Below are 20,430 nucleotides of genomic sequence, written 5' to 3' on the forward strand. Positions count from 1 at the left end.
TTGTTGGATATGTTTATTGGCTTCTTTCAGCGTAATTACTGTTTCTCAATATGATTGTTGTCCTCCACGGTGATTTTTTGTGCCTTTTTCCTGTTTTCCTCTGTGGCAGAATATACACCAGAAGCAACAAGGATGGAGTACATGTTTTTTCGGTGATAGGCTCTTTGCGAGAAAAATCCCTTTTTTGTTGTTTTCATAACAATCTCATCCTTTCGAATAGGATTATACACGGTTTTGTTAACATCGCTGAAGGATATCAGATCAAATCTGAAATATTCTTGGCTGTCGGCTATGGATACGATAAGTCCTGGTAGCCCTTGAAACTTGTAAGGCCCATCCATAATGGGAATTTCGGAAGAAAACCAGGCGATCCACGTTCTGCCTCCAAAATTTAACTCCGCTTTTTGACAAAGGAGGTTGGCTACTGTGGCTGTATCTTCTTTAATGGACCAATCAAAATCTTCGATACCCTCTTCGTATACCAGAAACTCTTTATTAAATAAAATGTTGTTCCCGAGATAGGACTCTTTGGTAGTTATTTTATTATCCGCCTTATAAATCTGATAATTTGTTTCATTTATAGGAGCTAAGCTCCCGATAATATGAATTGTTCTTTCTTTCCCTGCTTTATAATCTGCGAGAATAGTTGAATCCTGCAGATGTCTATTTTGCAGCTGGAATACGGAGCCGTCTTCGCCCCAGAGCAAGCTCATAAATCTTTCTTTCGGATTGCTGCTGTCTGTACTATCTGATACATAGCTGTATTTATAAACAGCTTCTTTGGTAGCAACGAGTTCTTTTTTTACATTTTGAGCCTTTAAAAAGTTGCATGTCAGTACTAATACGGCGATTATATAAATAGGATTTTTCATTTTACATTATATAGCACGGCATTATCATATCGATATTGCCGTATGATGGAGCTTAGTTCGCGTTACAAATATCGATACAGTTGTTAACACATTCCGTAGTTGTTCTGTATCCAGTAACATGTGTTGAACTGCCGCATCTGCATTCGACTGTTACCCAAACAGAACCACCTAAAACATCTTTTAATTGTTCTTTTGATTATTGTTCAACTTCTTTTAGATTAAAATTCTTTAATGAAATTTTGTTCATTTTTTTTATGTCTAAAAATTGTTTAAAGCTAATCCACTCACGTTGGATTATTTGTTAATTAATTGAGAGAAAAAGAACGAATTTGTGAGCTCTCTTTTATGTTCGAGATAGTTTTTTCTCTAATATAGGAAATAATATATTTTTTTTGTTTGCATTTCTTTAAATTTTGTGTTTATGTTTTTTTAATTATTTGTTTTTTAGGTTTTTATGTTTTTTTATAATGTTTGAATTTGTTGTTGAGGGGTTGTTTTAATTTCTCATGCAAGGGCTATTTGTGTGTGTTTATAGGCCTTGTTGTAGTTGCTTGGCGTCAATTGAGGTAAAGCAAACTTCCGTTAATTGAACTTTATAACTTCTGCTACGATCTCCGAGCTGATCCTGCAAACTGGGCTGTATGCGATTAGGAACCAAGTTTGAAGTGGATACATAGGAAGAAAAATACCTTTAAAAAATTGAATGTTGCCTGACATATAGTTAAGGCAGGTCGTCTGGAGAAATCTAAATGAAGATATTGATTATTTTATATAATGAAAGGGAATCTCTATTTTTATGGGATTCAACATATTTTATGGCAAAACAGATACGTAAGACATATAAAGGGGAGAAAAACGATAAGGAACGTACCATGGGTAAGCTCCTAGCTGCAGTGGGGGAAGTATTGAAAGAAAAAGGGTATACGGGACTGACGATAGCTAATATCTCTAAGCAGGCTGGAGTAGACCGTAAGCTGATTTCGCTGTATTTTGGATCTGTCGAAAATCTAGTAGAGACCTATATCAAAGGAAAGGATTATTGGGTTGCTGCGATGGCGGGTGCGGTGGAGCATTTTGGTGCTCTGTCTGCAGAGGGATCTAAGGGCTATTTAGAGTCCTTGTTGATGAGCCAGCTCGATCACTTTATGAATGATGAGGAGATGCAAAAGGTGGTGACTTGGCAGATAAGTGCAGAGTCTGAGGTAATGGATCAGATAGTACGTGAGCGGGAGAAGATGAGTACCCTGTTCTATGCATTTGCTGATAAAGAGCTGGAAGGACGTAATGTGGATCTACGCGCGATAACGAGCCTGCTCGTGGCGGGGATGTATTACCTAGTACTGCATGCTAAACACAGGAAAGCTACTGTTTCGGAAATAGAATTGAACGATGCCGGTTTTGATCGGATACGTGCTGCCGTGAAAGACATCCTTTCTTGGGCGTACGATAAAAAATAAATAGTAATCTTGTCTTAAGAGTCTTCTGGCAACAGGGTCGCTACAACTTGAAGTAATAGGGGGATACCTGGACTTCTATTTTCCCTATTCCAAATCAGGGTTAGGGTCGTACGTTGGTGTATCTGTTCGAGTTCGATAAAATCAACATCTGTACTGTAACCGTTTTTTAACGAAGAGGGGACTATCGCTACTCCAAGTCCCTGAGATACCAGATTGAATATACTTAATGCATTGACAGTTCGTAGGGTGACATGGGGCACAAAATCATGGTCGCGAAATATGCTCATCACCAGGTCATAATAGGAAATACTATAAGCTTTTGAAAATAGGATGAAGGGCTCGTCTTTAAAGTCTGTCAGCTGAAGATTGGGCTTTGATTTGAGCGGGTGATTCTTGGGTATAACAAGCGCGAAATGCTCGGTTAGGATAGGTAATGATTTTATATGTGGTGGCGTAACATCGACACGTACAAATCCAAAATCCAATTCATTACGCCCAAGCATTTCGAGTTGCATTTCATTGCTAAGCTCATTGAGCGTGATGTCGATCAAAGGTTGCTTTTGCTTTAATGAAGCTAATAGTTTGGGAAGAATAGTCTGTACAGCAGAGCCAATAAATCCCAATTTGAGTGATGTTATCTTCCCCTCCGTAATTTTTTCAAGCTGTGTTTGAATGTTGCTGAGTTGACTGAATAACAGTTCAACCTCGTGTAAAAGGTATTTGCCAGCCTCAGTCAATTGCACTGTACGTTTAGTTCGTTCAAATAATGTTGTCTTATAAATACTTTCCATCTGTTTGATCTGTCTGCTCAGTCCAGGTTGGGAGATGAAAAGCCGATCCGCAGCTTTACGGAAATGAAGTTCTTCGGCTAAAACCTTGAAATAATGGAGGTGTCGAAGTTCTATTTGATAATTCATAGTTATTAATGGTTGACTAAAATGGTATTACCAGTTATCAAATATAGCTGTTAAATTTGAGGTAAAACGAAAGATAAGATGAATATATTTAAATACGGGGTTGATTTTTTACAGAGCTCCATTGCATTAGGTATAGCAAGAGGTACAGTGAATGGTATCTTAACAGAAGAAGTAATAAAGGATATCGAGAAGAGTGCAGGATATGTACAGGAAATCGTGGATTCGGGCAAGGTAGTGTATGGAATAAATACAGGTTTTGGTCCGTTATGCACAACTTTGATTGATGCGAACGATACCCGTAAACTGCAGGAGAACATCTTGATGAGTCATGCTGTAGGAGTAGGAGAGCCTATTGATAAGGAGTTGTCCAAGTTGATGATGATTTTAAAGGTACATGCTTTGTCCAAAGGTTTTTCTGGGGTACAGTTGAGTACAGTACAACGTATTATCTGGCATATCCAGCAGGATATCGTTCCTGTCGTCCCGAAACAAGGATCGGTTGGGGCTTCCGGTGATCTGGCACCATTGTCACATCTATTCTTGCCTTTGATTGGTCTTGGAAAGGTCTTTTATAAAGATGAAATCCGCAATACAGCCGATGTGTTGAATGAATTGCAGATAAAACCTGTGGCTTTGGGAGCAAAAGAGGGGTTAGCATTGATCAACGGAACACAGTTTATGGCTGCGCATGGCGTGAAGGCTGTTGTCGAGATGAACAGATTGATGAATAACGCTGACCTGATTGCTACCTTGATGATTGAAGGGCTGAATGGTTCTATCAAACCGTTCTTTAGCGAATTACACCAGTTGAGACCGTATAAGGGAAATGTGTTTGTCGCTTCGACGATATATAACCTGTTGTCGGGTTCTGCAATTTTAGAGTCGCATAAGAACTGTTCGAGAGTACAGGATCCTTATTCCATGCGCTGTATACCACAGGTGCATGGTGCTTCCCGCAACGCTTGGTTACATTTTAAAGAAATTATTGAAACAGAGATTAATGCAGTAACAGACAACCCTATTATTATAAATAGTGAACTGACCATTAGTGGAGGCTCATTCCATGGGCAACCTATCGCACTTCCGTTGGATTATGCGACACTAGCTGTTAGTGAATTGGGGAATATATCCGATCGTAGAGTGTATCTTTCCTTAGAGGGAGAAACAAATGGGGTGCCTAAGTTGTTGATGAAGGCAACAGGTCTAAATTCTGGTTTTATGATTTTGCAGTATACAACTGCTGCTATTGCCAGCGAGAATAAAGGACTTTGTTTCCCTGCTTCGGCAGATAGTATACCCACATCGATGGGACAGGAAGATCATGTGAGTATGGGGTCGATATCCGGTAGAAAGTTATTGCAGGTTATTGACAATGTGGATAAGATATTAAGTGTAGAGCTGCTTTGCGCAGCACAAGCTAAGGATTTCCATAGTCCACTGCAATCTACAGCTGCTGTTGAAGCTCTACATCAGCATATCCGCAAGCATATTCCTCATCTGGAAGAAGATCAGCCTATGCAGGATATTATGGACAAAGCGTTGGCATTGGTAAAATCGGGTGAATTGGTTGAGTTGGCCAAAGCTTCAGGTGATAAAGCGTATTTTGGCGCAGGTGTTGAACATTTTGAAAATTATTAGGGATGAACGAAGTACTTATAGGGCCTTTTAGGCAGTTGCTAACTATGCGTGATCTGCCTCTTAAAGGTGCGTTGAATGACAGTCAGCTAGAGGTTATCGAGCAGGGCGGTCTATGGATCGAAAATGGAAAAGTCAAAGCGGTAGGCGATTTTGAGACACTCCGTAGTCAGACGGGAGATGCGGTAGAGGTGCAGTTGATCAAGGAAGATAAGGTCTGTTTACCTTCATTTGTAGATTGTCATACTCACATTGCCTTTGGTGGGAATCGTGCTAATGATTTTGCGATGCGCAATGCTGGAAGTTCCTATTTAGAGATAGCACAGTCCGGTGGTGGCATTTGGAGTACGGTCAAACATACACGTGAGGCGACACAAGAGGAACTGAAGGAATTGACAAAGCGTAGGGCAGCTTATCTTTTGCTGCAAGGCGTTACCACTGTAGAGGTGAAAAGTGGGTACGGACTTAATAAGGATGAAGAGCTGAAGACATTGCGGGCAGTCAAGCAGGCTAATACGGAAGTGGAGATGGATCTTGTCCCAACTTGTCTGGCAGCGCACATGAAGCCAAAAGATTTTGAGGGGACAGCGAAAGAATACCTGGCTCTTATGGCGGCAGACCTTTTCCCTGTTTTGAAGGAGGAGAAGCTGACTGAGCGGATAGATGCTTTTATCGAACAGACCGCCTTTTCGGCAGAAGATATTCAGGATTATTTCGAAAAAGCAAAAGAGATGGGCTTTAAGATCACTGTACATGCGGATCAATTCAGTACCTCAGGATCTGCGGTCGCTGTGGCTTTTGATGCGGTATCGGCCGATCATCTGGAGGCCTCAACAGATGCAGAGATTGCACTACTTGCTGATTCGGATGTAGTAGCTGTCGCGTTGCCTGCAGCTTCTCTAGGGATAGGCTGTGCATTTACACCAGCCCGACGCTTATTGGATGCAGGTGCCTCGTTGGCAATTGCAACTGATTGGAATCCAGGTTCGGCACCTATGGGACAGCTCATTGCATCGGCTAGTATTTTGGCAACGATGGAGAAACTCTCCAATGCTGAAGTGTTGGCAGCTGTTACGTTCAGAGCAGCCCAAGCCTTGAATCTCTCTGATAGAGGTCGGTTGGTCGAAGGGCAGTTAGCTGACTTTGTCATCTACGATACGAACAATTATCAGAACATCACTTACCTACAAGGTGCATTGCAACCATCGGCTGTCTGGAAGAACGGGGCAGCGGTTCGATCTAATTTAAAATAATCATGCAGAAATTTAAAAATGAAATAATACAAGGTATACCGGATCACTTGCCAGCTAAAGTGGCTTTAGACGCTTCGGTGAGCCATGCTCCGGTGCGTAAACCGATACTCACGAAAGACGAAGAACGATTGGCTATCGCAAATGCGCTACGTTATTTTCCTGCAGGATGGCATGAAGAACTAGCGGCAGACTTCTTAGAGGAACTGCGTAGCTATGGACGGATCTATATGTATCGTTTCCGCCCAACCTATGCGATGTATGCTCGCCCGATAGAAGAGTATCCAGCGCAAAGCCGTCAAGCGGCAGCGATTATGCTGATGATACAGAATAATTTGGACCCAGCGGTAGCACAGCATCCTCATGAGCTGATTACTTATGGGGGTAATGGTGCTGTATTCCAGAACTGGGCACAGTATCTGTTGACGATGCAATATTTGGCAAAGATGACGGACGAGCAGACCCTGCATATGTACTCAGGACATCCGATGGGATTGTTTCCTTCATCCACTTCAGCACCAAGAGTTGTGGTGACCAACGGGATGATGATTCCTAACTATTCCAAGCCCGATGATTGGGAGCGCTTCAATGCGTTGGGGGTTACGCAATATGGACAGATGACCGCAGGTTCGTACATGTATATTGGCCCACAGGGTATTGTACATGGTACTACGATTACAGTCATGAATGCTTTTCGTAAACATCTGAAGAAGGGCGATAGTTCTCGGGGCAAAGTTTTCCTGACTTCGGGATTGGGGGGGATGAGTGGTGCACAGCCTAAGGCTGGAAATATAGCAAGTTGTGTTACGGTATGTGCAGAAGTGAATCCCGCTGCGGCACGCAAGCGCCACGAACAGGGTTGGGTCGACGAGCTACATGAAAATATGCAGGGACTTATATCCCGGGTGCAACAGGCAATCCAAGAGGAAGAAGTCGTGTCATTGGCTTATATAGGTAACGTGGTAGATGTATGGGAAGCTTTTTATGAGCAAGAAGTATTTGTTACGGTTGGTTCGGACCAGACTTCATTGCATAATCCTTGGTCTGGTGGATACTATCCGGTAGGATATAGTTTTGAGGAGGCGAATAGGATGATTGCAGAAGAACCCGAAGAATTTAAAAAGGCGGTACAACAATCTTTGGTGAGACAGGCCAATGCTATTAATAAGCATGCTGCACGTGGAACCTACTTTTTCGATTATGGAAATGCTTTTCTGTTGGAAGCCTCGCGTGCAGGAGCAGATGTATTGGCTGTAGATGGTATTAACTTTAAATACCCGTCTTATGTACAGGACATCCTAGGTCCGATGTGTTTTGACTATGGCTTTGGGCCGTTCCGTTGGGTGTGTACTTCGGGCAAAGCTGAGGATCTTCGTACGACTGACCGAATCGCTCTAGAAGTGATGAAGGAGCTACAAGAGGAAGCGCCGGAAGAAATAAAACAGCAACTCGCAGATAATATAAAATGGATAGCAGATGCGGAAGAAAACCGCTTAGTGGTCGGTTCTCAAGCGCGTATCCTATATGCAGATGCATTAGGACGCACAAGGATTGCAAAAGCATTTAACGATGCGGTGCAAAGCGGTCAGTTGTCCGCGCCTGTGGTATTGGGTAGAGATCACCATGACGTGAGTGGTACGGATTCGCCTTATCGGGAGACGAGCAATATCTATGATGGTAGTAAATTTACGGCCGATATGGCGATACATAATGTAATCGGTGATAGTTTCAGAGGTGCTACATGGGTGTCTATCCATAACGGTGGCGGTGTAGGATGGGGTGAGGTAATCAACGGTGGTTTCGGTATGTTGCTGGACGGTTCCGCCGCTGCAGAAGAGAAATTGCGCAATATGTTGTTCTTTGATGTTAATAATGGAATCGCACGTAGAGCTTGGGCCCGCAATAAAGAAGCTATGCAGGCGATAGAAACAGAACTGAAGCGAAGCCCTACATTGAAGGTTACAAAGGCCGAATTGGTTGATACTGCGGTGTTGGATAAACTTTTTGAATAGGTCATTATGAAATCATTATATCAACCAGGGGATCCCGGGCATTGGGCAGGTCGTGTTGATGGTACAGTGCAAGGTCTGCGACGCTGGCATCAAGAGGTGCGTTCTATCGATCTGGACGAAACACAAGAACTGAAAAATGCAGTTGTGCTATTAGGTTTTTGTTGTGATGAAGGCGTGCGCCGTAATCAGGGAAGGGTAGGTGCTCAGAATGGCCCTGCTCAGTTCCGAAAAATATTAGGAGGATTGCCGGTGCATTTCTCGGGTCAAATTCGATTACTGGATGGGGGAGACGTGTATTGTCCAGATACCGGGCTGGAAGCAGCCCAACAGCGGCTGGCTGAACTCGTTGCCAAGATCCGCCAGCAAGGCGGGTTTCCTCTCTTATTGGGAGGAGGGCATGAGATTACCTATGCGCACTTTAAGGGATTGCATATAGAGGGTAAATCCATTGGAATTATTAATATCGATGCACATCTGGATATTCGTCCCCTGAAAGATGGTGTAGGAAATTCGGGTACAGGATTTTATCAGATAGCGGATGATCTGTCTCGGGAAGGAAAGCCTCTTCATTATTTGGCGTTAGGGATTCAAGATATTTCTAACACGCCATCGCTATTAGCTTATGCTAAGGATAAAGGAACTAAGATTATAAAGGCTGAAGATGTCCACGAAGGTAACATGCAGGAAATACTAAAGGCGGTGCATGATTTTGCAGTTCAGGTAGATCTGGTTTATCTGACGATAGATTTAGATGCTTTTGCTGCGCCTTATGCTCCAGGGGTGAGTGCCTTGGCTTTTAATGGCCTTATTCCCGATGTAACCTTTCAACAGATTTTTCAGGCAATTATCAGTTTGCCTAATTTAGTAAGTGTGGATGTCGCCGAGTTAAATCCGGTATATGATATTGATCAGCGAACCACTAAGTTAGGCTCTGATTTGATCTTTAAGATCTTACAGAAGTTTTAAAGAAGATGGTTCTTATCCTACAAAGGTGTACCTTGCTAGGCACACCTTTGTAGGATGGTGTTTTTTCGAATTTTCTTCAGTTTATAACTAACATATATTATGTAACTTTAGATATAACAAAGAAGGAGATATACCATGTCAAATATTGATTTTATTAGAGAAGAAACCGCTGCCAACATTGGTAATTTTTTGGTAGGTAGGCTATTACCTTTTAGACAAAAGAGAGCGATAGGACCTTTTGTGTTTATCGATCATATGGGGCCAGTCTGTCTTGCAGATCATGAGAATCTTGATGTGGGCCCTCATCCACATATAGGTCTATCGACACTTACTTATCTTTTTGATGGTGCGATATTTCACCGTGATAGTTTAGGTACCGCGATGGAGATAAAGCCAGGCGCCGTAAATTGGATGACAGCAGGAAAAGGAGTGACACACTCGGAGCGCACGCCAGAATATCTTCGTCACCGAGATAAGTTTATGCATGGGTTGCAGATCTGGGTAGCATTACCAAAGGAACTAGAATTTATGGATCCTGAATTCCACCATACCGAGGCTCAGGATATACCCTCATGGATACAAGATGGAGTTTCGTATAAATTGATAGCAGGGCAAGCCTTTGGTAAACAATCTCCGGTTCCGGTGTATAGCAAGTTATATATGATTGAGATTAAGACGGGAAATAAGGATGTTCTTATTGATATCCGTGGTGAATTATATGGAGAGAGTGGATTATATATTTTGGAAGGGGCTATCGAAAGTAATGGCTTCGACTATGGACCCAAGCAGATTTTAATAACAAAAGACGCCCATTTATGTGCGTTTACTATGAAAGCAAAAACGACGGTGTATATTTTTGGAGGAGAACCTTTTCCTGAGGAACGATTTATCTCTTGGAACTTTGTCGCTACGGATAAAGCTGTTAATGAGGAAGCGAAACAAAAATGGATTTCCAGAGAATTCCCTAAAGTACCAGGAGATGATGATTATGTTCCGTTTCCTGGAGCAGAATAGTGAACTAAAAGATTAAGGAAAGACTGATCCAAAATGGATCGGTCTTTTTTTTGTATAACCGATATGTTTAATTATTAGAAAAATGTTAACATTAATATTTAACATTTGCATAAATATAATTTAACATATTTTTACGATTTTTTAGTAACTAAATGTTTAGTTTTGGTTTGAGTGCTTAATACAAGACTTATTATAAACTATTTGCTATGAATCCAAACCTATTATTGCTACTTTTTGTATGCTTGCTTTTTATGAGTTTTTTTCAGGCTTCCGCACAAACTAAAGTTTCTGGACAGGTTGTTGACGGCTCTGATAATGGTAAGTTAGAGAAGGCATCTATTGCGCTTCTGAATACAAAAGACTCTATTCTCGTCCGGTTTACATGGTCAAAGGAAAATGGTAACTTTTCACTTATCAATATTGATACTGGAAGTTACAAATTGCTGGTATCCTATCCCCAGTATGCAGACTTTGTTCAGGATCTCGCATTAGACCCTGCGGGAAAGGAGCTGGGAATTATTAAACTTTCAAAAGTCGCACGGTTGATTGAAGAGGTTCAGGTTATGGGCAGGAAGCCTGTTGTTATAAAGGGAGATACAATAGAATACGTTGCAGGTAGTTTTAAAGTGGAAAAGGATGCCAAAGTTGAGGACTTATTGAAGGTGCTTCCCGGAATAACTATGGATGCGAGTGGTAGGATCACGGCGCAAGGAAAAGAGGTGAAAAAAGTATTACTGGATGGGGAGGAATTTTTTGGTGATGATCCTACATTGATAACAAAAAATATACGATCTGATATGGTGAGTAAAGTACAGGTTTATGAAAAAAAGTCGGACCTCGCTGTAAGGACGGGTATTGATGACGGTGAACGAACTCAAACTATTGATATTAAGCTGAAAGAAGACAAAAAGAAAGGAATGTTTGGCCAAGTGTTAGGAGGGGTAGGGACAGATAAATACTATACCGGAAAAATAATGGCAAACCGATTCAAGGGGACTCAAAAGATTGCGGCATATGGAATCATAGCGAATGACGGATTGGTGGGGTTGGGGTTTGAAGATGGGCAAAAATATGGCGTAGGAGGGAATACCAATGTATCTGTAATGGACGGAGGAGGAATTATGATAACGTCCGACGGAGGTTTTGATGGCACAGACTCCTGGAGTGGTAATTATAGGGGAGCTGGTATACCGAAAGCACTTAATATGGGATTTAGCTTTTCGGACAAATCAAAGAACGATAAACATAAGTTGAATGTAAATTACAAAGGGAATCAGATGGATGTCCGTAACAAAAACAACTATCGGGCGCAAGAAAACTATCCCGAGAACGCTACTTTGGATAATGCTACTACCATAACCAACAATCAGGATAAGTCACATAATGTTAACATGCGTTATGATTTTAATATTGATTCGCTGTCTACAGGGACCGTGCGTTTGGGATATGTCCGGAAAAATCAGGAAAATAACGAGGATAAGAAATCGGATCGTCAAAATTTAGAGGGAAACTTAATCAACAAAATGGAGAATATAAGTAACACCATCAGCGACAGTGAAAATCTTAACCTTGACCTTCTATTGACTAGGAAATTTAAAAAAGATAGACGATCTATGACGTTTAATGCAAATGTTCGATCGAACCAGACCGATGGAGCTACCAATTATTCTTCACGAGCAAATTATTATTCCACAGCGGTAACAACGGAAATCGATCAGCTTAAACGAGACGAAATCGATCAGCTTAAACGAGACGAGGTCGGGAGTAAAGTGTTTACGACTTCTTTGAATTACACGGAGCCACTGAGTAAATATCTAACTGCTACCTTGGGATACGCCTTTCTCAAAAATAACGCGAACAACTTAAATCAGTCTTTTGATAAAGATCCTGTAACAGGAGATTATACCTTGTTAGATGTGCAAGTCTTGAATGATTTTAACGTTAGCAGTTTAAAAAATACGGCTAATACGGGGGTAAACTTTAAAAATGATCTATGGACAATGAATGTCAGTAACAGATTAGATTTTGAGGATGTAAGACGGACCTATAATAATTTAAATACGGCATTACAACGGTCACAGATATCCGTTAACCCTATGTTTTATGTGAATTATAAGCTGTCAAAAAGTAAAAATATTAGTTTTCGCTACTACGGACGTACAGTGCAGCCTGATCTGACACAGATTGAACCCTTAAAGCAAAATGCTAATCAATTGGTCAATTATTTCGATAATCCCGATCTGTCTGCTGGGTTTAGTAATTCCTATTCCATAAATTTTAATTCTTACCGACCGTTGAAAGATCGAAGTTTATACCTATATGGTGGAGCCAATCAAAATATAAATAGTATCAACAGTCGGGTTCGTTATTACGCAGAGACAGGAAAAAGGGATATTTCATTTGTCAATATTGATAAGCAAAATTGGTCAGCACACATGGGGGGCGGCTACCGAATGCCCTTGTTTCGGAAAATGGGAGTTAATATAAGTACGGGGATATCCGCGGACTTTAATAGTACCTATAACTATTTGTCTACAGAGCAGGAAGAACCGGAATTAAATAATACTGAGCGATTTAGTTTTTCCCCCTCCGTAGGGATTAGCCGATACAGAGCTAATAAAATGGATTTTTCAGTAGATTTTCGACCAGGCGTGCAAGTGCTTAACGCTTCGTTGCAGTCCGAGTTGAATAGTACAACTTTTACGTTGTCTTCCAATTCAAACTTTACCTATTATTTCCCTAGAGATTTTAAAATTGCTGTCAATATAGATCAATCTTACCAAGGAGCAACCGAGACACTTAAGGCTTTTAGTACCTTCAATATGACAGGGTATATTTCTAAAAAATTCTTAAAAGATAAATCGTTGGAAGCACAGTTTTTTGTAAACGATATTTTAAATCGAAACAATGGTATAAGCCGTTACCAGAATGGATATTCCTTTGTTCAGACGAGCAATGATGTATTGAAGCGGTACGGAATGTTTAAACTGATTTACAATTTTACAACTATGAAAGGAGGTAATTAAGATGGTTAAAGCAATGTTATTATTACTATTTCTGAACTTTATGTTGATTGAAATATATGCTCAATATGCTTTTTTCCCAAATAGTGGAACGATCACCTATGAACGTAAGTTTCATGTACAAAATTATTTAAAACGTAATTACTTGAATAAGGTCGATCTCGACACTTGGGATAAGATGTTTGTCGATGAGGTGGTGAAAAATGGACCCGTGGAAATAGGAACAAAGCATAGCCTTAAATTTTATGATGGAGAGACCTTGTTTGAAACGATCAAAGAAGACTATCCCTCTAATTATCGCAGTGCCTTAAATTATCTTCCGGTGTTCAATGACTCGAAAACCTATAAAAATCAAAAAACAAATATGTTTTCAAGGTTAATTCAATTTGGAGGAGATGAGATTTTATTGGAAGATACCATACCAAATGTCAAATGGAAATATACCGATGAATATCGAAACATCGCTGGGTACGAATGCCGAAGGGCCAATGGGTTGATTCAGGATTCTATTTATATCGTAGCTTTTTTTACGAATCAGATTGCCATGTCTAGCGGACCCGAACTTATTCAGGGATTGCCAGGTACGATATTGGGGTTATCCGTGCCGGGTTGGAATATAAATATGTTTGCTACGCAAGTTGAATTAAATAATCAACTCGTGTCGAGCCAACTTACTAAGAGCAAAAAGGTACCCCCGAAATCCAAACAGCAGATAAAAGAGTTATTGAAAAGTTCTGTTTATGATTGGATGGATGAAAAAGCTTTTCAAAAACTATGGAGTAAAGTCTTATTTTAATTAAGACTTTACTCCATAGGTAAAGAATGGTCTGCTCCCCATTCTGCCCATGAGCCATCGTATACAGCTAGATTTGTGACGCCGATCTGATATGCTGCTAGTGCGAGTATAGAAGCCGTAATTCCTGAACCGCAGGTAAATATGTTCGATCCGCCCTCGCGTAAATGTGATGCGAATATAGGTTTCAATAGCGTCTTGTCTTTCAAAAAGACCCCGTCTAGTACCTGATCAAATGGGAGGTTACTTGAAGTCGGAATATGTCCAGATCGGACACCGGGGCGCGGATCTGCAGCGGTTCCATAAAATCGACCCGATCCTCTCGCGTCGATGATACTAGAGGTCTTCGATTGAAGATGCTGTAATATATCCGATTTGTTTTTAAACCAGTCCTTCTGCGCAACAGCCCGAAAATCACCTTGTTCTGTCGATGTGTGGTGTTTATCGCTTATCGGAAGGTCTTTGCTTAGCCAGGCTTTTATTCCTCCGTCAAGTACATATGCCTGTTCATGTCCCATATAACGAAACATCCACCACGCACGTGGACTAGAATATATCCCCCAACGGTCATAAATCACAACAATGCTATCTTGATTTATGCCTAGATTTTGGACATGTGTGGTAAAGCTAATCGGATCAATCATCGTGTGTGGTAATCCAGATGAATGATCCGAAAAAAGACCCTCAATATCAAAGAATATCGAATTTGGAATTAACGACATCGTATTATTGTCGAGCTTCTCACCAACTTTATCTATTGTAGCATCAAGAAGGATGATGTTATGGTTGATGCTTAAGTCCTTCAGTTGTTGTACGTTGATTAGAGGTGATTTCATAGGTAAATAATGATCTTCGATGAGCTCACAAGGTCGACTCTTTTCATCGGTGTTTGTGCTCTTCCGCTACAGGGATATTTCATATTGCTTTTTGATGATAAAATTACAACTCCAAATTGGTTTTTTAAAGTCACCTAGTGTTTTAGTCGATATACAATGCTAATTCCAATTCCATAATTTCTCTAGAAGAGATTCTTAGTTTTGCACTTTTTGCATAGTTTATTCTTTGTAAAACATGCTCTTAATAATTTGTTGAGATTTGTCGAGAGTTTATTAGATCAAGCAATGACGGATTATTATAAAAGCTTTGTCGATATCCTCGATGCTAACAGTAAGATGAGGTCTAAATCGTATACTTTTCTCGCCGCAACCTAATATCAACAGCTTGTTGCCCAGTGTTTTTTGAATAAAATCATCGCGTAGCTTTTCGTTTTCGAAATCGAAAGCGGCAAGTAATCCTTTTCCACGAGGGTTGGATAAATTCGGAAAATCTTTAACCAATTGCTCAATCTGTTGCGAAATATATTTTCCTTTTTCTTCCGCTTTAGCGACCAAGTTTTCTTGTTCTATAACTTCTAAAATAAGTTTAAAGCGTACCATATCCACAAGATTACCGCCAAATGTCGAATTAATACGGCTGGATTCTTTGAAGACATTTTTTTCAACGCGATCAAATTTCTCCCGGTTAGCTAGTATTCCGCAAACTTGAGTTTTCTTTCCGAAAGCAATAACATCCGGTATGATGCCATAATGCTGGTATCCCCACATCTTACCTGTCATAGCGATGCCTGTTTGCACTTCATCCAGTATAAGTATGATATCATGCTGGTCACAGACAGCTCTCAATTTTTGAAAAAATTCTTTTCTAAAGTGATTATCTCCGCCTTCGGCCTGTATAGTCTCGATAATTAGGCAAGCAATATCTTCAGGATGTCGTGCTATGGCCACATTGATTTCAGCAATAGCCTGTTTTTCCAATGCTACAGTTTCAGCAAGATTTGTTTCATTGACTGGAAATTTTAGTTTAGGATTCGTGATACGAGGCCAGTTAAATTTTGGAAAATACATGTATTTTTTTGGATCTTTCGTGTTGGTGAGCGAAAGGGTATATCCTGTACGACCATGAAACGCCTGTTTGAAATGAATCACTTGGCTGGCTTCATGCTCAATCCCTTTTGATAGATTGATTCTTGTTTTCCAATCAAACCCTGCTTTTAATGCATTTTCGACTGCCAAAGCTCCACCGTCTATAAAAAAGCAATAACTCAACTCTTTAGGTATAGCAACACGATCGAACGTATCTAGAAAATCAGCATATGCTGTAGGGTAGATATCCGATAATGCCAGTTTGTTGATTGCTGCATCCGTCAGTTGATCTGCATGCTCAAGAATGTAGGGGTGGTTGTATCCGATTGGTGAAGAGGCGAACATGCTGAACATATCCAGGTATTCGTTGCCGTCAACATCAGTAATATAAGAACCATGTGATTTTTCCAGATCTATAACGACAGGAAAACCGTCAGCCAAAATATGCTTCGCCAGTCTTTGATGTACTTCTCTCATAATTTTAAGTTTTTTAAAGATCAAATTTTATTCCTTGGGCCAATGGTAGACTCGTTGTATAGTTTATGGTGTTCGTCTGCCGACGCATATAGACTTTCCAAGCATCAGAACCTGATTCACGCCCTCCGCCTGTTTCTTTTTCGCCGCCAAAAGCACCGCCTATCTCAGCCCCAGATGTGCCGATATTGACATTGGCTATGCCGCAGTCAGAACCATTCTGACTCAGAAATAATTCTGAATCCCGCAAACTTGAGGTCATAATCGCGGACGATAACCCTTGTTTTACACCGTTTTGTAATACGATGGCATTGTCTACTTCGCCACTGTATTTTATCAGATACAATATAGGAGCGAAAGTCTCGTCCTGCACAATCTGATAGTGATTTTCTACCTCAGCGATAACTGGAGTTACATAGCAGCCACTTTCATAACCTTTACCAGTTAATACTTTTCCCTGAACCAATATTTTACCTCCTTGATCTTTGATTTTTTCCAATGCATTTAGATATATATTAACGGCATCGGTATCAATTAATGGTCCCATGTGGTGTTTCGTGTCCAATGGATCTCCAATTTTTACCTGTTTATAGGCATCAGTCAAAGCTTTTTTTACCTTGTCGTAAACACTGTCGTGTACTATTAATCTTCTCGTACTGGTGCAACGTTGTCCAGCTGTGCCCACCGCACCAAATACAGCACCTATAATTGTCATTTTTAAGTCAGCACTCGGTGTGACAATAATGGCATTATTACCACCTAGTTCCAGCAGTGTCTTGCCAAGGCGCTGAGCCACAGTAGTAGCAACAAGTTTACCCATTCTAGTGGATCCTGTTGCGGAGACTAATGGGATACGATCGTCTTCCGAAATCCATTTTCCAACTTCAGCGTCACCTGTTACTACCGATGAAATGCCCTCTGGTAATCTGTTGTTTTTTAAGATTTCTGCAATTATTTTTTGACATGCAACAGCGCATAGTGGAGTCTTCTCAGAAGGTTTCCAAATGACTACGTCACCGCATACTAATGCAAGAGCTGCATTCCAGGACCAGACAGCAACGGGAAAATTAAAAGCCGTGATGATGCCAACAATACCAAGAGGATGGTATTGGTCATACATCCGATGTCCTGGACGTTCCGAATGTATCGTGTTGCCATAGAGTTGTCTTGATAGTCCCACTGCAAAATCACAGATGTCTATCATTTCCTGAACTTCTCCCATACCTTCCTGATAGGATTTGCCCATTTCATAAGATACCAATTTACCCAATACAGGTTTTAGTTCTCTTAATCTTTCTCCCAATTGACGCACTATCTCTCCGCGCTTTGGAGCAGGAATATCTCTCCAGATTAGTTTAGCCTTTTCAGCTTCACTGATGACCTTGTCGTATTCTTTACGGGTTGTTGATTGAATGTTTGCAATAGGTTGACCATTGGTTGGCGAAAATGAAGCTATAGTCTCTCCTTTTGAAAACCATTTCGTGCCTGTCGATGTGCCTAGGTTATTAATCTCTATCCCTAGTGTTTTTAATTCTTTAATTGTCATAATATGGTTTATATTATTCGAAATTTTAATAAATATAAAGAATAATATTTATTGTTTATGTGATTGTGTTGGATTTTTAATAATTTTATAGAAAGCCCAATTAGATATGAACAGCAGTGTAGACTATTTTAATTTAGACGAACTTTTAGAAGAAGAGCATTTATTGGTTCGTCAAACTGTTCGCGATTTCGTGCGTACAGAGATTTTGCCCAGCGTTGATGCAAAAGCACAACAACATGAAGAGATTCCCGATTTAATGAAAAAGTTGGGGGGTATAGGCGCTTTGGGTCCATTTGTTTCGAGCAAATATGGAGGAGCTGGCTTGGATTACCTGGCATATGGCTTAATTATGCAAGAATTAGAGGCCGGGGATTCCGCTATTCGATCGGCAGCTTCTGTGCAATCTTCGCTGGTGATGTATCCCATATATACATTCGGTTCTGAAGCACAAAGGAATAAATACCTACCTATGTTGGCCACTGGTGATTGGGTGGGGGCATTTGGATTGACGGAGCCAAATCACGGGTCGGATCCATCAAGCATGGAAACACGAATAAAGAAAGATCGTGAAGGTTATCGGTTGACGGGAACTAAAACATGGATTACGAATGCGCCGATTTGTGATGTTGCGGTAGTATGGGCTAGAGATGAACAAGGGAAAATTAAGGGCGTGATTATAGAACGGGATGATGTAGGTTTTTCGACACCGGAAATAAAGAACAAATGGTCGCTGAGAGCTTCGCGAACAGGAGAGTTGGTCTTTGATCAGGTATATATTCCAAGAGAAAGAATATTGCCGGAGGTATCTTCGATGCGCGGACCATTGTCCTGTTTGAATTCTGCTCGCTACGGTATTTCTTGGGGGGTGATAGGCGCTGCTATTGACTGTTATCAGGTAGCCCTACGCTACGCGCTTGAAAGAACGCAATTTGGAAAGCCCATTGCGAGTTACCAACTACAGCAAAAAAAATTAGCCGAAATAATTACCGAAATAACAAAGGCTCAACTATTATCTTGGCGGTTAGGGGTATTGAAGAATGAGAGCCGTGCTACACCACAGCAAATATCTATGGCGAAACGTAATAATGTGGATATGGCACTACGGGTAGCCCGTGAGTCGCGACAGATTTTAGGGGCGATGGGAATTGTTGGCGATTATCCAATTATGCGGCACATGATGAATTTGGAGTCTGTCATCACCTATGAGGGGACACATGATATACATTTGTTGATTACTGGACAGGATATTACAGGAATTAGTAGTTTTTAGATTTGCTATCTATTTCTTAATTTAGACATTCATTCTTAACTCATTGTCCAAAATGATTCGTTATGTTTTTAGTTGGAGCAATAATTCTTCAAAAAGTAGATTAGCCCACCTTTATAGTGCCTGTCGCTGTAGATATTTGATTGGTTTTTGTTTCCTTTCGTTATATTTTATGATGTTTACTCCCTGTTTTGCTCAGGAAATCCTTTTTGAGTTTGGAGAAAAGCAAAGTTGGCGAGATCTTATTATTGAAAACTCAAGTAGGGAGGTGCTAAGGTGGGTAGATGTTAATACCACAGCTGCTACCTGGTATAAGGATCAGGAGCTATTAGTCTGTACCGGGTTGCCTATTGGGGTGATTCGATCCGAGAAAATGTATCAAAATTTTATTCTGGATATAGAGTGGAGACATTTAGAAGCCGGAGGGAATTCAGGTGTTTTTGTTTGGTGTGATGCGGTCCCCGAAGCGGTAAGTAGATTGCCTAGTGGAGTTGAAGTCCAAATGTTGGAATTGGATTGGGTAAATCAGAATCAGAAAAATGGGGTAATACCACCCATTGCTTACGTTCATGGAGAGCTTTTTGGTGCCGGTAAAGCCAAGACAGAGCCTGATAATCCCAGAGGGGTAAGAAGTAAATCTATTGAAAACCGTTGTGTAGGTGTGGGAGAGTGGAATAGATATACTGTGGTATGTGTCGATGGTACTATAAAATTATCTGTTAATGGGAAATTTGTAAATGGTATCAAACAATCAACCCAACGTAAAGGATATTTATGTTTGGAGTCAGAAGGTGCTAAAATTGAGTTTAAGAATTTAAAATTAGTAGAGCTTGATGAAGGGTATATTTTACCAGAACAAATAGTTACTCCCCTTTAGATATTTAGAGTTCTTCTAAGGTAATAAGTAGAGGCTTTGTAGATGTAAAGCCCTATTTCCCTAGCTACGGTTATCCCATTTCAATTTTATTCTCCGCATTTCCAGCGTTTTAGGGTTTTATTGCAAAAATAGATGGGGATATCCTTTGGAACTATGGGTTTAATTGTCCTATCTTTGCACCACTCCGCAAGGGAGGAACGGTCGGATCTTAGGACGGGACCATGAAAAAAGAAGGGTTTAAAGTTATTTAAACGCGGGAATACAAGAAAAGACGCTGGAATAAATTTTCACATTTATTTTGGAGGTTTGAAAAAGATTCCTACCTTTGCAGTCCCAACGGAAACGAAGGGCAACAGAAAAAAGCAGGATAACGGATTTTGTTCCGGCATCATAAAAGCAGAAGCG

At 40.6% G+C, this 20,430-nt stretch carries 15 protein-coding genes; 10 read left to right on the forward strand and 5 right to left on the reverse strand.

Annotation, left to right across the window (positions count from 1 at the left end; genetic code table 11):
- Positions 1-35: 35 nt before the first annotated feature.
- A complete protein-coding gene (locus G7B18_RS17260; protein ID WP_164123602.1) occupies positions 36-872 on the reverse strand; it encodes a GLPGLI family protein in 837 nt (278 codons plus the stop codon).
- A gap of 815 nt (positions 873-1,687) precedes the next feature.
- Between G7B18_RS17260 and G7B18_RS17265 the strand changes: the two genes are divergently transcribed.
- Positions 1,688-2,329, forward strand: a complete 642-nt coding sequence (locus tag G7B18_RS17265; protein WP_164123604.1) for a TetR/AcrR family transcriptional regulator — start codon at positions 1,688-1,690, stop codon at positions 2,327-2,329.
- 14 nt (positions 2,330-2,343) lie between these two features.
- Here G7B18_RS17265 and G7B18_RS17270 read toward each other — a convergent pair whose 3' ends face one another.
- Positions 2,344-3,246: a LysR family transcriptional regulator gene (locus G7B18_RS17270; protein ID WP_164123606.1), complete on the reverse strand. Its 903-nt coding sequence runs from the start codon at positions 3,244-3,246 to the stop codon at positions 2,344-2,346.
- Positions 3,247-3,324: 78 nt separating this feature from the next.
- On the opposite strand from G7B18_RS17270, the gene hutH reads away from it, so the two are divergent.
- The 7 genes from hutH (at position 3,325) to G7B18_RS17305 (ending at position 13,942) form a co-directional block, all read left to right on the forward strand.
- Complete coding sequence (hutH, locus tag G7B18_RS17275; RefSeq protein WP_164112761.1) at positions 3,325-4,884, forward strand: histidine ammonia-lyase; 1,560 nt, start codon at positions 3,325-3,327, stop codon at positions 4,882-4,884.
- 2 nt (positions 4,885-4,886) lie between these two features.
- Positions 4,887-6,134: an imidazolonepropionase gene (gene hutI, locus G7B18_RS17280; protein ID WP_164112760.1), complete on the forward strand. Its 1,248-nt coding sequence runs from the start codon at positions 4,887-4,889 to the stop codon at positions 6,132-6,134.
- Positions 6,135-6,136: 2 nt separating this feature from the next.
- Positions 6,137-8,143, forward strand: a complete 2,007-nt coding sequence (locus tag G7B18_RS17285; protein ID WP_164112759.1) for a urocanate hydratase — start codon at positions 6,137-6,139, stop codon at positions 8,141-8,143.
- 6 nt (positions 8,144-8,149) lie between these two features.
- Positions 8,150-9,109: a formimidoylglutamase gene (gene hutG, locus G7B18_RS17290; RefSeq protein ID WP_164123607.1), complete on the forward strand. Its 960-nt coding sequence runs from the start codon at positions 8,150-8,152 to the stop codon at positions 9,107-9,109.
- Between the two features lie 135 nt (positions 9,110-9,244).
- Entirely contained in the window at positions 9,245-10,123 is an 879-nt protein-coding gene (locus G7B18_RS17295; protein WP_164112757.1) for a pirin family protein, read from the forward strand.
- A gap of 206 nt (positions 10,124-10,329) precedes the next feature.
- Positions 10,330-13,149: a TonB-dependent receptor gene (locus G7B18_RS17300; RefSeq protein ID WP_164123609.1), complete on the forward strand. Its 2,820-nt coding sequence runs from the start codon at positions 10,330-10,332 to the stop codon at positions 13,147-13,149.
- Between the two features lie 13 nt (positions 13,150-13,162).
- The gene (locus tag G7B18_RS17305; protein ID WP_164123611.1) at positions 13,163-13,942 is read left to right on the forward strand and encodes a GLPGLI family protein; all 780 of its coding nucleotides are present in this window, start codon (positions 13,163-13,165) and stop codon (positions 13,940-13,942) included.
- An 8-nt stretch (positions 13,943-13,950) separates the two neighbouring features.
- On the opposite strand, the gene G7B18_RS17310 is transcribed toward G7B18_RS17305, so the two are convergent.
- The 3 genes from G7B18_RS17310 to G7B18_RS17320 form a co-directional block, all read right to left on the reverse strand.
- On the reverse strand, positions 13,951-14,775 hold the full coding sequence (locus G7B18_RS17310; protein ID WP_164112754.1) for a sulfurtransferase: 825 nt from the start codon (positions 14,773-14,775) through the stop codon (positions 13,951-13,953).
- Positions 14,776-15,048: 273 nt separating this feature from the next.
- Positions 15,049-16,338: an L-lysine 6-transaminase gene (gene lat / locus G7B18_RS17315; protein WP_240452895.1), complete on the reverse strand. Its 1,290-nt coding sequence runs from the start codon at positions 16,336-16,338 to the stop codon at positions 15,049-15,051.
- A gap of 13 nt (positions 16,339-16,351) precedes the next feature.
- Positions 16,352-17,881: an aldehyde dehydrogenase family protein gene (locus G7B18_RS17320; RefSeq protein WP_164123613.1), complete on the reverse strand. Its 1,530-nt coding sequence runs from the start codon at positions 17,879-17,881 to the stop codon at positions 16,352-16,354.
- Positions 17,882-17,987: 106 nt separating this feature from the next.
- Between G7B18_RS17320 and G7B18_RS17325 the strand changes: the two genes are divergently transcribed.
- Entirely contained in the window at positions 17,988-19,151 is a 1,164-nt protein-coding gene (locus G7B18_RS17325; RefSeq protein ID WP_164112752.1) for an acyl-CoA dehydrogenase family protein, read from the forward strand.
- A 169-nt stretch (positions 19,152-19,320) separates the two neighbouring features.
- Positions 19,321-20,025, forward strand: coding sequence for a DUF1080 domain-containing protein (locus G7B18_RS17330; RefSeq protein WP_164112751.1), 705 nt, complete (start codon positions 19,321-19,323; stop codon positions 20,023-20,025).
- The last annotated feature ends 405 nt before the right edge of the window (positions 20,026-20,430 follow it).

This window comes from Sphingobacterium sp. xlx-130, from assembly GCF_011007405.1.
In the GTDB taxonomy this organism is placed as follows: Bacteria; Bacteroidota; Bacteroidia; order Sphingobacteriales; family Sphingobacteriaceae; genus Sphingobacterium; species Sphingobacterium luzhongxinii.

Bases quoted from the DNA above. Each gene is read 5' to 3' on its own strand.
- hutH (WP_164112761.1), top strand. From the start codon at position 3,325: ATGAATATATTTAAATACGGGGTTGATTTTTTACAGAGCTCCATTGCA.
- G7B18_RS17265 (WP_164123604.1), top strand. From the start codon at position 1,688: ATGGCAAAACAGATACGTAAGACATATAAAGGGGAGAAAAACGATAAG.
- hutI (WP_164112760.1), top strand. From the start codon at position 4,887: ATGAACGAAGTACTTATAGGGCCTTTTAGGCAGTTGCTAACTATGCGT.
- G7B18_RS17325 (WP_164112752.1), top strand. From the start codon at position 17,988: ATGAACAGCAGTGTAGACTATTTTAATTTAGACGAACTTTTAGAAGAA.
- G7B18_RS17310 (WP_164112754.1), bottom strand. From the start codon at position 14,775: ATGAAATCACCTCTAATCAACGTACAACAACTGAAGGACTTAAGCATC.
- G7B18_RS17270 (WP_164123606.1), bottom strand. From the start codon at position 3,246: ATGAATTATCAAATAGAACTTCGACACCTCCATTATTTCAAGGTTTTA.
- G7B18_RS17285 (WP_164112759.1), top strand. From the start codon at position 6,137: ATGCAGAAATTTAAAAATGAAATAATACAAGGTATACCGGATCACTTG.
- G7B18_RS17305 (WP_164123611.1), top strand. From the start codon at position 13,163: ATGTTATTATTACTATTTCTGAACTTTATGTTGATTGAAATATATGCT.
- G7B18_RS17300 (WP_164123609.1), top strand. From the start codon at position 10,330: ATGAATCCAAACCTATTATTGCTACTTTTTGTATGCTTGCTTTTTATG.
- G7B18_RS17330 (WP_164112751.1), top strand. From the start codon at position 19,321: ATGATGTTTACTCCCTGTTTTGCTCAGGAAATCCTTTTTGAGTTTGGA.
- G7B18_RS17295 (WP_164112757.1), top strand. From the start codon at position 9,245: ATGTCAAATATTGATTTTATTAGAGAAGAAACCGCTGCCAACATTGGT.
- lat (WP_240452895.1), bottom strand. From the start codon at position 16,338: ATGAGAGAAGTACATCAAAGACTGGCGAAGCATATTTTGGCTGACGGT.
- G7B18_RS17260 (WP_164123602.1), bottom strand. From the start codon at position 872: ATGAAAAATCCTATTTATATAATCGCCGTATTAGTACTGACATGCAAC.
- hutG (WP_164123607.1), top strand. From the start codon at position 8,150: ATGAAATCATTATATCAACCAGGGGATCCCGGGCATTGGGCAGGTCGT.
- G7B18_RS17320 (WP_164123613.1), bottom strand. From the start codon at position 17,881: ATGACAATTAAAGAATTAAAAACACTAGGGATAGAGATTAATAACCTA.